This window comes from Pseudomonas sp. GM78 (genome assembly GCF_000282475.1).
Taxonomy (GTDB): Bacteria; Pseudomonadota; Gammaproteobacteria; order Pseudomonadales; family Pseudomonadaceae; genus Aquipseudomonas.
Window position 1 is genome coordinate 26,594 of sequence record NZ_AKJF01000141.1, and the last position, 12,059, is coordinate 38,652.

At 59.0% G+C, this 12,059-nt stretch carries 11 protein-coding genes, 5 tRNA genes and 1 pseudogene; 12 read left to right on the forward strand and 5 right to left on the reverse strand.

What is annotated here, in order from left to right; all coding sequences use genetic code 11:
- Positions 1–17: 17 nt before the first annotated feature.
- Together PMI35_RS35975 and PMI35_RS35980 are read left to right on the forward strand one after the other, a co-directional pair.
- A pseudogene (locus PMI35_RS35975) lies at positions 18–245 on the forward strand (HAMP domain-containing protein); the annotation flags it as partial.
- The gene (locus PMI35_RS35980; protein WP_443217067.1) at positions 240–1,103 is read left to right on the forward strand and encodes a methyl-accepting chemotaxis protein; all 864 of its coding nucleotides are present in this window, start codon (positions 240–242) and stop codon (positions 1,101–1,103) included. The pseudogene PMI35_RS35975 and the gene PMI35_RS35980, both read left to right, overlap by 6 nt.
- A 158-nt stretch (positions 1,104–1,261) precedes the next feature.
- Here PMI35_RS35980 and PMI35_RS08885 read toward each other — a convergent pair whose 3' ends face one another.
- Positions 1,262–2,020: a hypothetical protein gene (locus tag PMI35_RS08885; RefSeq protein WP_032831862.1), complete on the reverse strand. Its 759-nt coding sequence runs from the start codon at positions 2,018–2,020 to the stop codon at positions 1,262–1,264.
- Positions 2,021–2,371: 351 nt separating this feature from the next.
- Between PMI35_RS08885 and PMI35_RS08880 the strand changes: the two genes are divergently transcribed.
- The 5 genes from PMI35_RS08880 to PMI35_RS08860 all read left to right on the forward strand — a co-directional run bounded on the left by PMI35_RS08880 (position 2,372) and on the right by PMI35_RS08860 (position 2,937).
- Positions 2,372–2,447: transfer RNA gene (locus PMI35_RS08880), tRNA-Glu, on the forward strand.
- Between the two features lie 2 nt (positions 2,448–2,449).
- Positions 2,450–2,525 (forward strand) — tRNA-Gly (locus PMI35_RS08875).
- A 104-nt stretch (positions 2,526–2,629) separates the two neighbouring features.
- Positions 2,630–2,705, forward strand: a tRNA-Glu gene (locus PMI35_RS08870).
- Between the two features lie 3 nt (positions 2,706–2,708).
- Positions 2,709–2,784: transfer RNA gene (locus PMI35_RS08865), tRNA-Gly, on the forward strand.
- A gap of 77 nt (positions 2,785–2,861) precedes the next feature.
- Positions 2,862–2,937 (forward strand) — tRNA-Gly (locus PMI35_RS08860).
- A 113-nt stretch (positions 2,938–3,050) separates the two neighbouring features.
- On the opposite strand, the gene PMI35_RS08855 is transcribed toward PMI35_RS08860, so the two are convergent.
- On the reverse strand, positions 3,051–3,689 hold the full coding sequence (locus tag PMI35_RS08855) for a LysE family translocator (protein ID WP_008062895.1): 639 nt from the start codon (positions 3,687–3,689) through the stop codon (positions 3,051–3,053).
- A gap of 24 nt (positions 3,690–3,713) precedes the next feature.
- On the reverse strand, positions 3,714–4,340 hold the full coding sequence (locus PMI35_RS08850; protein ID WP_008062896.1) for a hypothetical protein: 627 nt from the start codon (positions 4,338–4,340) through the stop codon (positions 3,714–3,716).
- A gap of 91 nt (positions 4,341–4,431) precedes the next feature.
- Here PMI35_RS08850 and PMI35_RS08845 point away from each other — a divergent pair, with 91 nt between their 5' ends.
- Positions 4,432–5,430, forward strand: a complete 999-nt coding sequence (locus PMI35_RS08845; protein WP_008062897.1) for a LysR family transcriptional regulator — start codon at positions 4,432–4,434, stop codon at positions 5,428–5,430.
- A 143-nt stretch (positions 5,431–5,573) separates the two neighbouring features.
- Here the strand turns inward: PMI35_RS08845 and PMI35_RS08840 are convergent, their stop codons facing one another.
- Both PMI35_RS08840 and PMI35_RS08835 read right to left on the reverse strand, forming a co-directional pair.
- Positions 5,574–5,981, reverse strand: a complete 408-nt coding sequence (locus PMI35_RS08840; RefSeq protein WP_008062898.1) for a PA2817 family protein — start codon at positions 5,979–5,981, stop codon at positions 5,574–5,576.
- Between the two features lie 81 nt (positions 5,982–6,062).
- Positions 6,063–8,510 (reverse strand): acyl-CoA dehydrogenase, encoded by a 2,448-nt coding sequence (locus tag PMI35_RS08835; RefSeq protein WP_008062905.1) that lies wholly within the window; start codon positions 8,508–8,510, stop codon positions 6,063–6,065.
- Between the two features lie 248 nt (positions 8,511–8,758).
- Here PMI35_RS08835 and PMI35_RS08830 point away from each other — a divergent pair, with 248 nt between their 5' ends.
- The 4 genes from PMI35_RS08830 (at position 8,759) to PMI35_RS08815 (ending at position 11,926) form a co-directional block, all read left to right on the forward strand.
- Complete coding sequence (locus PMI35_RS08830) at positions 8,759–9,418, forward strand: transglutaminase-like domain-containing protein (RefSeq protein WP_008062906.1); 660 nt, start codon at positions 8,759–8,761, stop codon at positions 9,416–9,418.
- 43 nt (positions 9,419–9,461) lie between these two features.
- The gene (locus tag PMI35_RS08825; protein ID WP_008062907.1) at positions 9,462–10,085 is read left to right on the forward strand and encodes a glutathione S-transferase family protein; all 624 of its coding nucleotides are present in this window, start codon (positions 9,462–9,464) and stop codon (positions 10,083–10,085) included.
- Positions 10,086–10,217: 132 nt separating this feature from the next.
- Positions 10,218–11,150, forward strand: a complete 933-nt coding sequence (locus PMI35_RS08820; protein ID WP_008062908.1) for an ABC transporter ATP-binding protein — start codon at positions 10,218–10,220, stop codon at positions 11,148–11,150.
- Positions 11,147–11,926, forward strand: coding sequence for an ABC transporter permease (locus tag PMI35_RS08815; protein WP_008062909.1), 780 nt, complete (start codon positions 11,147–11,149; stop codon positions 11,924–11,926). Before PMI35_RS08820 ends, PMI35_RS08815 begins: the two co-directional genes overlap by 4 nt.
- Positions 11,927–12,059 lie beyond the last annotated feature (133 nt).

Here is a 12,059-nt window from a genome sequence, read left to right on the forward strand (position 1 = left end):
TCGCTGAAGACCAGTCGATGCAGGCGCAACTGAAAAACAACTCCCTGCTGATACTCGGCTCTTCCGTGCTGGCCTTGCTGGTCGGCTTGATTGCGGCCTGGGTAATTACCCGCTTGATCGTGGCGCCGCTGCGCACTGTGATTAAGGTGGCGCAGCAGATCGCTGCAGGGGACCTGAGTGCGAAGGTCGAAGTGACCCGCCGTGACGAGATCGGTCAGTTGATGCAGGCCATGCAGCAGATGGGTGCAGGGCTGAGCCAAATTGTCAGCGGCTTGCAGGCGGGCATCGAGCAGTTGGCCACTTCAGCGCAATCCTTGTCTGCCGTGACCGAACAGACCAACCTCGAAGTCAGCAGCCAGAAGGAAGAAACCGAGCAGGTGGCGACGGCCATGAACCAGATGACCGCCACTGTGCACGACGTCGCGCGTAATGCGGAGGAGGCCGCGCTGGCGGCGCAAACGGCCGATGGCAAGGTTGAAAGCGGGCAACAGGTGGTGCGCCAGAGCATGGTGCGGATCGAGCAACTGGCGGATTCCGCCACGTCGGCCAGTTCAAGCATCGAAAGCCTGAGTGCGGAAATCCAGAACATCGGCACGGTGCTGGGCGTTATCAAGAGCGTGGCGGAACAGACCAACCTGTTGGCCCTGAACGCGGCCATCGAAGCGGCCCGGGCTGGCGAGCAGGGCAGGGGCTTTGCGGTGGTGGCCGATGAAGTGCGGGCCCTGGCCAAGCGCACCCAGCAATCGACCGAAGAGATCGAGCGACTGGTCAGCGCCTTGCGCTCTGCGGCGCAGGCCTCGGTGCAGCAGATACAAAGCAGTGGCGAGTTGGTGAAACTGGCCGTCAGTGATGCACTGCAGACCGAGAGTGCGCTGGGGAGTATTGCGGCGGCCGTGTCCTTGATTCAGCAGATGAACCAGCAGATCGCCGCTGCTGCCGAGGAGCAGAGCTCGGTGGCCGAGGAAATCAATCGCAGCGTCACGAGCATTCGTGCGAGTGCGGACCAGTCTTCGCTGGCGATGCAGGGCAACGCGGCGTCGAGTATCGAGTTGGCGCAGTTGGGGGTTGAGTTGAAGGGGATGGTGGGGCATTTCAGGCTTTAATACCTACCCCTGGAGCCTGTAGGAGCAAAGCTTGCTCGCGATGGCTGAGTGTCAGACAACATCGATACAGCTGACCAACCGTTATCGCGAGCAAGCTTTGCTCCTACAGGGCAAAAAAAGCCACCTGACCCGGTGGCTTTTCTACGTTGTTCGAATGATCAGTCGTAGATCACTTTCTTCTTCCAGTCCGCATCCGCCTCGACATCCTTGAGGCCTTCGGTCAATTGGTTGATGTCGCCTTCTACAGGAGCTATACGGTCCATGACCTGGTCGTTGGCGCGGGCCAGGAGTTTTTCCAGGTATTCCAGTTGTTCGGCATAAACCTGGGGATCTTGCTGTTTGCGCAGGTACTGCACGCCGCGTTCGAACGCCAGCCGTGCCTGGCCCGGCTGGTTCTGTTGCAGGGAATGCTGGCCGAGGTTGTTGAAAAACTCGATGTGCAGCAGCACCAGGATGTGGCGCACTTCACGGATCCAGCCCTTGGCTTCGCTGGGTGGCAGGAAACCATCCTGGGCAGCGCGGGTGATCTGGCCGTGCAGGGCTTCGAGCAGGAAACGCACGTCCTTGGCCTTGGCTTCCGTCTGGATCGGTGCCGGCGGATTGTTGACCGGAATCGATTCGCCCTGGCCCACCAGAGCTTCCAGTTCGCTGATCCGTGCCTTGAGATTGGCGCTGGTCTTTTCCAGGTTCAGCAGGCGTTGGCAAACATTCAGTTCCAGGCGGGTCAGCAACAGCTTGAGCCCTGGCGTCATCAACTGGCCGGGAAACGTCTCGGTGATCTCACCACAGCGACGCAGGCGGTCATTGAGTTCAACCTTGGTGCGGGCCTTTTCCAGCTTATTGTTTTCCACCACATGGTTGATGTAGCCAATGGCGATCAAGAGTGCAATCCCGGCTCCGACGAGCAGGGCGATCATGAGTGGTGTCACCGGTAAGACCTCTTTATAGGGTTTGCATGCGAGTGAAGTCGCCTGGCTCGGCGTGGCTGAAGTTGTATCGGCCGCGGCCCGCTTATATAAATGCTGGCACTCTGGAGCATATTGCCATCACTCATGACGTCGACTATAACGTCTTGGTGGGTGTCAGAATATAGGCGCCAGACCCCAGGCGACGGAAAAGCCGGGAGGGGCCGTAAAGCAACGCGAAGTCATTGATTTAAATAAATTTATAACAGGGGGTTGACGACCTCTCAATCCATCCATAGAATGCGCGCCACTTGCAGCGTAAAGCGAACAGCGAAACGAAGCAGGGAGTGAATGTTGTAGTGTGTCCCCTTCGTCTAGTGGCCTAGGACACCGCCCTTTCACGGCGGTAACAGGGGTTCGAGTCCCCTAGGGGACGCCAATGCGGGAATAGCTCAGTTGGTAGAGCACGACCTTGCCAAGGTCGGGGTCGCGAGTTCGAGTCTCGTTTCCCGCTCCAATTTTAAACAGTATTGCTTTCGGGCGGTACTGAGTGAAACCAGAACCAAGTCTTCGGATGCGGATCTGGGCACCGAAACACACACCATGTGTTCCGGGCAGCGTGTCCCCTTCGTCTAGTGGCCTAGGACACCGCCCTTTCACGGCGGTAACAGGGGTTCGAGTCCCCTAGGGGACGCCATTTGCGGGAATAGCTCAGTTGGTAGAGCACGACCTTGCCAAGGTCGGGGTCGCGAGTTCGAGTCTCGTTTCCCGCTCCATATTTAACGAGAATGCCGCTCACCGAGCGGCGTTTTTGTTTGCAACAAGTGTTTGAGTCCCCTTGGGGATGTAATTTGCGGGAATAGCTCAGTTGGTAGAGCACGACCTTGCCAAGGTCGGGGTCGCGAGTTCGAGTCTCGTTTCCCGCTCCATATTTAACAAAAACGCCGCTCATTGAGCGGCGTTTTTGTTTGCGCGTGATTTATCGTCATCACAAAAAAAGCCCGCCAGTCAGACTGAGCGGGCCTTTTGTGTGCGCGCGCAATTACATCGACAGGATCAACCGCCCGGCAAACAGGATCAGGATCACCCCCATGCTGAGTTCGAACCAGTGCCCCATGCGCATGAACAGCAACCTCACCCGACTGCTGGAAAAGAACAAGGCAACGATCACAAACCACAGGGCATTCACAAGGCACATCCAGGCACCGTAGAGCGCCTGAATCTCCAGCGGTGTCGTGGCGCTGATGATCGTGGTGAAGATTGCCAGGAAGAACAAGGTGGCCTTGGGATTGGTGGCGTTGGTCAGAAAGCCCGTCGTAAACGCCTTCAGCAGCGTTTGCTCGACCACTGGCTGATCAGTCGGCTGATCGCCTTCCAAAACGGATTTCGGCCGGCTGCGCACCAGGCTCACACCCAGATAAAGAATGTAGGCACCCCCCACGACCTTGGCCACCGTCAACAGCCAGGGAATGCTATGCATCAGCGCGCCGACAGCGAGCAAGGTGTACAGCACGTGCACGGAAATCCCCGCGCCGATCCCCAGTGCCGTGCAGATACCAACCACCCGGCCGAAACGCACACTCTGGCGAATCGTCACGGCGAAATCCGGTCCGGGAGCGACAACGGCCAGAAAGTGAATTGTTGCCAGTGCCAGGAACTCGCCCAGGTAATTCGAAAGCATCTCAACTCCAGAAGGTCGCAGGACTCAGTCCACGTGGTAGTGGACGGACAACGTGCCTTTCTTTTGCGAGAGGGCCGTGATCGTGACCGCGCCCAAATCCTTCAGGCTACGTACATGGGTGCCGCCACAGCCATAAGCGGGCAGTTCACCGAAACTGATTTCCCGGGCGCCTTCGCGCAGCGATGTCAGGCGCGGCAGATCATGGGCGATCCACTGTTCGAGGCCGTTTTGAACGGTCTGCGCGTCAACGTCCTGCGCCGATTCTGCGGGTTTGAATTGCACCCGCCCTTCGCCGGGCCAGTGATGCGCCTTGATCGGCATCCAGCCCATGGCCTGGACGAAGTGGCCAATCAAATGGCCGGCCGAATGCATGCGCGTATTGAACTGGCGACGTTGTTCGTCGATCCGGATCTGGGTCATGCCAAGGTTGACCGGCTGATCGACGAAATGGACGATCCGGTCTGGGTCCTGGACTACGCGCAGTACCCGGCTCTGGCCAATCCAGCCCGTATCACAAGGTTGTCCGCCGCCCTGGGGGTGAAACAGGGTGGCGCGCAGTACCACGGCAAATTCGCTCTCGTGGGGTGCGCAGTCCAGGACTTCCACATTGGCCTTGAGCTCATCACTATGGAAAAAGAGGCGAAGCGTCATATGCCATGCTCGTATTCAAATTTCTATTTTTTATTATATGAAGCGTGATTTAGCGTGATAATCCGTTCAAACATCAAAGGACTGTTGCGTTGTGAGCATAAATCTTCCACTGCCACTGCTGGGTGAAATGGCGATTTTCGTCAAGGTCGTCGAAACCGGCAGCTTCTCCGAAGCCGCACGCCAGTTGGGTTCTTCGCCCTCGGCTGTCAGTCGCAGCATCTCGCGCCTGGAAAAGGCCCTGGCCACTCGCCTGCTGCAACGAACCACGCGCAAGTTACGTTTGAGCGACGGTGGCGAAGAGGTCTTCAAGCGCTGTCAGGAGATGGTCAACGCCGCCCGGTCAGTGATGGAAATCAGTGGTCAGTTCACTGATGAGCCTGAGGGGGTAGTGCGCCTCAGCGTCCCCAAAGCGGTAGGCCGAATCGTGATTCACCCACATATGCCGGAGTTTTTGCGCCGTTATCCCAAGGTGGATGTGGAGCTGTTGCTTGAGGATCGCCAGGTGGACCTGATCGACGATCACGTCGACCTGGCGATTCGGATCACCGACCGGCCGCCCGCGGGACTGGTGGGGCGACAGTTGCTGAGCATCGACCATTTGCTCTGCGCCACACCCCAATACCTGGCTGAGCACGGTACGCCGACCCACCCCCATGATTTGCTCAACCACAGTTGCATCTACCTGGGCGAAACCCCGAGCGATGCACGCTGGAAGTTTAAGAAAGGCAGTAAAACGGTAACCGTCGGGGTGCGCGGGCGATATGCCGCCAATCACACAGGTATACGGTTTGGCGCGGTACTGCAGCACATCGGCATCGGCAGCCTGCCGTACTTCACCGCGCGTCGTGCCCTGGAGAAGGGATTGATGGTGCAAGTACTGCCGGACTGGACGTTTCTGGCCTCCTACCATGGAGGCGCGTGGCTGCTGTACTCGCCCACTCGATACCTGCCTCCCAAGCTGCGGGTGTTGATCGATTACCTGGTGGAGTGCCTGGAGAAGGAGCCGACGTTGGGCAAGCCAGGCAAGTCGAGCCCAATGAGTATGGCTGTATCGGAATATGAGTTGCCCGAGAGCGAGGGCTTGTTCTGAATCAAAAGCAAAGATCGCAGCCTGCGGCAGCTCCAAAGAAATTGCGTACACCCTGTAGGAGCTGCCGCAGGCTGCGATCTTTTGATCCAAAAAAAAGGCCCGCAGGTTCAACCATGCGGGCCTTTTTCATTGCCGATTGCGGATCAGTGCTTGCTGTCTTGATTCGACAAGGACAAAAGCTGTTTTTCCTGGTTCCAGTCGAAAGGTTCGTCATTCTGTTCGGCTTCGAAACGACGCTCCTCCAGTGCCTGGTACAGGTCGATTTCATCATCGGGCATGTAATGCAGGCAGTCACCGGCGAAGTACCACAGCAGGTCGCGTGGCACCAGGTGGGCGATTTGCGGGTAGCGGGTGATGACCTGGCACAGAATGTCCTGGCCCAGGTATTGGCTTTCGATCGGGTCGACCGGCAGCAGTGCAAGCAGTTCGTCGAAGCGCTCCAGGAACAAGGCATGGCTTTCGTCGGGAACCTGTTCGGCCTCACCTACGGCGACCAGGATGCTGCGCAAATGGTCGAGCAAAACGAGATGATCGGCAACGATGTTGGACACGAGATAAGTCCTCAAGAGCAAAACGGGCGCGGGAGTATAAAGCTCCCGCGCGCATTTTCCCATGATGGAGCGCTGGATGGGTCAGCGCACCTTGCCATCGGTCAGGGCTATTGCATCTTTATCGAAAGCATCAACGTCGATCACTTTGCGCCGCGCCGCTTCGGCCTCACGTAGCGTGTGAGCTTCCACCGGTTGCAACACCCCGGCTTCCAATGCCGCATCGATGACATTTTCCCCTGCGACTGGTTTGAGCTGGCCGCTCTTGAGCGCCACATGCAGTTTCTTGCGTAAGGGTTGCACAGCGTTCAACTGATTGCAGGTGTGCTGCAGGACGCCAACAGGGTCTTCGGCCGATTGCGGGCGGTAGCAACCCAGCAGCACTTCCTCCAGGGCCGGATCACCCTTGGCGCGACCAATCACTGCCGCGACTTCGGCGCCGAGTTTGTCCGATGGGCCTTTGTGGCGACGCCCGAACGGGAACACGATCACCCGCAACAGACAGGCCAGCACCTTGTTCGGAAAGTTGTTCAGCAGTTCATCCATGGCCCGCTCGCCGTGACCGAGGCTTTCCTCCATGGCCCAGGTAAACAGCGGCTTCATGTATTCCGGTGAGTCGAGGTCGTTGTAACGCTTGAGCGCGGCGCTGGCCAGATACAGGTTGCTCAGCACATCACCGAGGCGTGCCGACAGGCGTTCGCGGCGTTTCAGTTCGCCGCCGAGCAGCATCATGCTGAGGTCGGCGAGCAGCGCGAATGCGGCAGCCTGACGGTTCAGCGCGCGGAAATAACCCTGGCTGAGCTTGTCGCCCGGCACGTGCTCCAGTTGCCCGAAACCGAGGTTCAGCACCAGCGTGCTGGCGGCGTTGCCCACGGCAAAGCCGATGTGCTTGAGCAGCAGGCCATCGAACTCGGTGAGTGCCTGGTCCTTGTCCTCCCGAGTGGCCAGGGCCATTTCCTTGAGCACGAAGGGGTGGCAGCGAATCGCGCCCTGGCCGAAGATCATCAGGTTGCGCGAAAGAATGTTCGCGCCTTCCACGGTAATGAAGATCGGTGCGCCGTTCCATTTGCGTCCCAGGTAGTTGTTCGGCCCCATGATGATCGCCTTGCCGCCGTGCACATCCATCGCGTGGCTGATGCACTCGCGGCCACGCTCGGTGAGGTGGTACTTGAGAATCGCCGACAGCACCGACGGTTTCTCGCCGAGGTCCACCGCGTTGGCGGTCAGCATCCGCGCGGCATCCATCATCCAGGCGTTGCCGCCGATGCGTGCCATGGCTTCCTGAATGCCTTCGAAAGCGGCAATCGGCACGTTGAACTGCTCGCGAATCTGCGCGTACTGGCCGGTCACCAGGCTGGTGAACTTGGCCATGCCGGTGCCCACCGCCGGCAGGGAAATCGAGCGCCCGACGGACAGGCAATTCATCAGCATCATCCAGCCCTTGCCGAGCATTTCCTGGCCGCCGATCAGGAACTCCAGCGGTACGAACACGTCCTTGCCGGAGTTCGGACCATTCATGAATGCCGCGCCCAAGGGCAGGTGGCGACGGCCGATTTCCACACCGGGTAGATCGGTTGGGATCAGCGCGAGGCTGATACCCAGGTCTTCCTCTTCTCCCAGCAGATGGTCCGGGTCGTAGGCCTTGAATGCCAGGCCGAGCAGGGTGGCGACCGGACCCAGGGTGATGTAGCGCTTTTCCCAGTTCAGGCGCAGGCCGAGGGTTTCCTTGCCTTCCCATTCGCCTTTGCAGATCACCCCGGTGTCGGGCATGCCGCCCGCGTCGGAGCCGGCCAAGGGACCGGTCAGTGCAAAGCAGGGGATTTCGTCGCCGCGCGCCAGGCGTGGCAGGTAGTGGTTGCGTTGTTCATCAGTGCCGTAATGCAGCAACAGCTCGGCCGGGCCGAGGGAATTGGGGACCATCACGGTGGAGGCGAGATCGCCGCTGTGGCTGGCCAGTTTCATCGCCACTTGCGAGTGGGCATAGGCCGAGAAACCCTTGCCGCCAAACTCCTTGGGAATGATCAGGGCAAAGAAGCCGTTGTCCTTGATGTAGGTCCAGGCCTCGGCCGGCAAGTCCATGGTTTGCCCGAGCTGCCAGTCGCTGACCATGGCGCAGAGTTCTTCAGTCGGGCCGTCGATAAAGGCCTGTTCTTCTTCGTTCAGTTGCGCTTTGGGGTAGGACAGTAGTTTGTTCCAGTCCGGGCGACCGCTGAACAGCTCGCCGTCCCACCACACGGTGCCGGCTTCGATGGCGTCACGTTCGGTTTCCGACATCGGCGGCAGGGTTTTCTGGAACCAGTTGAACATCGGTGCGCTGAATAATTTGCGGCGCAGATCAGGCAACAGCAGGGGAGCTGCCACGGCGGCGGTCAGCACCCAGAAAATCACCAAAAGCCAGCCCGGTGCGCGACTGAGCGCGCCCATTGCCAGCAGATAGACAGCCACGATGCCCAATACAGGCAACGGCGCGATACGACGATGGGCTAAATAAGCTATCCCGACAACCAGAACCAGTATCCACAACAGCAGCATATTTAATCCTCCGTGAACCCAGGGCGAACCAACCCACAGAGCTTAGACGGCATCCGCGAAACGGGGTGGTCAGAGCGAGGGGATTGAAACTGTGGGAAACCCTGGATGATTGTGTAGGCCTTCGGTGCGACAGACCGTGAAAAATCGTTCATTGAGCGGGCGGCAAAGCGCCCATGTTTGGCCGAAACGTCGTTGTCTCTGTGCTGAACCACTCGTTAGACTCGGGACTTGCCAAGGAGATTGCCCTCATGCACGAGTACCTGAGCCCCGGCCGCTTCATCGATAGTGACCACCCCTCGGTGGTGGAGTTCGCCGAAAAACATCGCGGTGCCAGTCGCGACCCGCTCGAGCAGGCGATCCATCTCTATTACGCCGTGCGCGAGGCGGTGCGCTACAACCCATACACTTTCAGCCGCGATCCACAGACCCTGCGCGGCAGTTATGCGCTGGCGACCGGGGAAAGTTACTGCGTGCCCAAAGCCACCTTGCTGGCAGGGGCTGCACGGCATTGCGGGATTGCTGCACGCATCGGTCTGGCGGACGTACGCAATCATCTGTCGACCCCGCGCCTGCTCGAATTGCTCAAGAGCGACGTGTTCGCCATGCACGGCTACACCGAGCTTTACCTGAAGGGTCGTTGGGTCAAGGCCACCCCTGCGTTCAACCAGGGCTTGTGCGACCTGTTCAATGTGGCACCGCTGGAATTCGACGGGATCAATGACAGCGTTTTCCATCCCTTCAATCGCGACGGCGAGAAATTGATGGAGTACCTGATCGACCACGGCCAGTTCACCGACGTGCCGGAAAGGTTCTTCTTCGAGCACCTTGAAAAGTGTTATCCGCACTTGTTCGGCGAGCATCTTGCGCCGCTGCTGGGGGACATGCAGAGCGATTTGAGTCGCGCCTGATCCGGCGTATGCTGCCTGCGCATTCATCAATCGAGAGGCGCACATGCTGAAGATCTGGGGTCGGAAAAATTCATCGAATGTCAGGAAACCATTGTGGGCCGCCGAGGAACTGGGCCTGGCCTATGAGGCCATCGATGCGGGCGGCGCCTTTGGTGTCGTCGATACGCCCGAGTACCGCGCCATGAACCCCAATGGCCGCGTGCCGGTGATTGAAGAGGATGGATTCGTGTTGTGGGAGTCCAACGCCATCGTCCGTTATCTGATGGCCAGGCATGCGCCGAATACCCCGTGGTACCCGGCAGACCTGCAAGCGCGGGCCAGCGCCGAGAAGTGGATGGACTGGACCACGTCGAGTTTTGCAGGTCCCTTCCGCACGGTGTTCTGGGGCGTGTTGCGCACCCCCGCCGATCAACAGGACTGGCCCGCGATCAAGGCGGCGATCAAGGAATGCGAGACGCTGCTGGCGATGGCTGACCAGGCACTGGCGACCCAGCCATACCTGTCCGGTGACGAGATCGGCATGGGCGACATTCCCCTGGGCAGTTTCATTTATGCCTGGTTCGAGATGCCGATCGAGCGTTCGCCGCTGCCCCGCCTGGAGGCCTGGTACGCAAGGTTGCAACAGCGTCCGGCGTATCGCAAGGCGGTCATGACCGCGTTGACTTAATACTCACTATCGACACACTTGACTGTACTTGTGGGGCGGCGACAAGCACCATTGCGTCCATGCGCCGCGGTTGCATTGCTTTCCGCCCGCCCTTATTTGTCCCTTTCTTCCCTTCTTGGTGCGTAATCCGATATGAGTTCCGCTCTGTCCATACGGCAGCTAACCAAAACCTACGGCAACGGTTTCCAGGCCTTGAGTGGTATCGATCTGGATGTCGCCGAAGGTGACTTCTTCGCCTTGCTCGGCCCCAACGGCGCCGGCAAATCCACGACCATCGGCATTCTCTCGACCCTGGTGAACAAGACCAGCGGCACGGTGAATATCTTCGGTCATGACCTGGACAAGAACCCGGCGGCGCTCAAGCGCTCCATCGGCGTGGTACCCCAGGAGTTCAACTTCAACCAGTTTGAAAAGACCTTCGACATCGTCGTGACCCAGGCCGGTTACTACGGCATCCCGTCGAAAGTCGCCAAGGAACGCGCCGAGCAGTACCTGACCCAGCTGGGCCTGTGGGACAAGCGCGATGTGCCGTCGCGTTCGCTGTCCGGTGGCATGAAGCGTCGCCTGATGATCGCCCGCGCGCTGGTCCACGAGCCGCGCCTGTTGATCCTCGACGAACCGACTGCCGGGGTGGACATCGAGCTGCGTCGTTCGATGTGGACCTTCCTCACCGAGCTGAACAAGAAAGGCATCACCATCATCCTCACCACGCACTATCTGGAAGAGGCTGAGCAGTTGTGCCGCAACATCGGCATCATCGACCACGGCACCATCGTCGAGAACACCAGCATGAAGCAGCTGCTCGGCCAGCTGCATGTCGAGACCTTCCTCCTGGATTTGAAGGGCGGTGTGAGCGCGCCACCGCAGCTGATCGGCTATCCATCACGGTTGCTCGATGGCCACACCCTGGAAGTCCAGGTGGACAAAAGCATGGGCATCACTGCGCTGTTCACACAGTTGGCCCAACAGAACATCGAAGTGCTGAGCCTGCGTAACAAAACCAATCGCCTCGAGGAGTTGTTCGTGTCCCTGGTGGAGAAAAATCTGTCGAAGGTGGCGGTATGAGTTCCGAGCTGCAGCCTAACCTCGTAGCCCTCAATACCATCGTTTACCGTGAGGTCCGGCGCTTTACCCGGATCTGGCCGCAGACCTTGCTGCCGCCAGCGATCACCATGGTTCTGTACTTCGTGATCTTCGGCAATCTGATCGGCCGGCAAATCGGCGACATGGGTGGCTTCACCTATATGGAGTACATCGTGCCGGGGCTGATCATGATGTCGGTGATCACCAACTCCTACGGCAACGTGGTGTCGAGTTTCTTCGGCAGCAAGTTCCAGCGTTCCATTGAGGAATTGATGGTATCGCCGGTGTCGCCACACACCATTCTGATCGGCTACACCCTCGGTGGCGTGCTGCGCGGCTTGATGGTCGGGATCATCGTGACGCTGTTGTCGCTGTTCTTCACTGATTTGCAGGTGCATCACCTGGGCGTGACCATTCTGGTGGTGGTGCTGACGGCGACCATCTTCTCGCTGCTGGGCTTCATCAACGCTGTGTTTGCGCGCAACTTCGATGACATCTCGATCATCCCGACGTTTGTGCTGACGCCCTTGACCTACCTGGGCGGGGTGTTCTATTCGATCTCGTTGCTGCCGCCGTTCTGGCAGACGGTGTCCCTGGCCAACCCGGTGTTGCACATGGTCAATGCGTTTCGCTACGGCATTCTCGGGGTCTCGGATATCCGGATCAGCATTGCGATTACGTTCATGGTGGTGGCGACGGTTGTGTTGTACATCGGTTGTGCGCGGTTGCTGGTGAGTGGGCGGGGGATGCGTACTTAAGATTTCAAACGATGGCGGCCTGGCGGCCGACCATTCTCTTTCAGGTGTACATATCCATTCCTGCGGTAACGGCCACCTAGGGTTTCGCTTTTACAGCGAGTCACTTGGAAGAGCCCCAAGTAACCAAGGGCTC

Excerpts from the sequence above, each read along its gene's own strand:
- PMI35_RS35980 (WP_443217067.1), top strand. The coding sequence starts at position 240 with ATGGGTGCAGGGCTGAGCCAAATTGTCAGCGGCTTGCAGGCGGGCATC.
- PMI35_RS08885 (WP_032831862.1), bottom strand. The coding sequence starts at position 2,020 with ATGATCGCCCTGCTCGTCGGAGCCGGGATTGCACTCTTGATCGCCATT.
- PMI35_RS08855 (WP_008062895.1), bottom strand. The coding sequence starts at position 3,689 with ATGCTTTCGAATTACCTGGGCGAGTTCCTGGCACTGGCAACAATTCAC.
- PMI35_RS08850 (WP_008062896.1), bottom strand. The coding sequence starts at position 4,340 with ATGACGCTTCGCCTCTTTTTCCATAGTGATGAGCTCAAGGCCAATGTG.
- PMI35_RS08835 (WP_008062905.1), bottom strand. The coding sequence starts at position 8,510 with ATGCTGCTGTTGTGGATACTGGTTCTGGTTGTCGGGATAGCTTATTTA.
- PMI35_RS08830 (WP_008062906.1), top strand. The coding sequence starts at position 8,759 with ATGCACGAGTACCTGAGCCCCGGCCGCTTCATCGATAGTGACCACCCC.
- PMI35_RS08825 (WP_008062907.1), top strand. The coding sequence starts at position 9,462 with ATGCTGAAGATCTGGGGTCGGAAAAATTCATCGAATGTCAGGAAACCA.
- PMI35_RS08820 (WP_008062908.1), top strand. The coding sequence starts at position 10,218 with ATGAGTTCCGCTCTGTCCATACGGCAGCTAACCAAAACCTACGGCAAC.
- PMI35_RS08815 (WP_008062909.1), top strand. The coding sequence starts at position 11,147 with ATGAGTTCCGAGCTGCAGCCTAACCTCGTAGCCCTCAATACCATCGTT.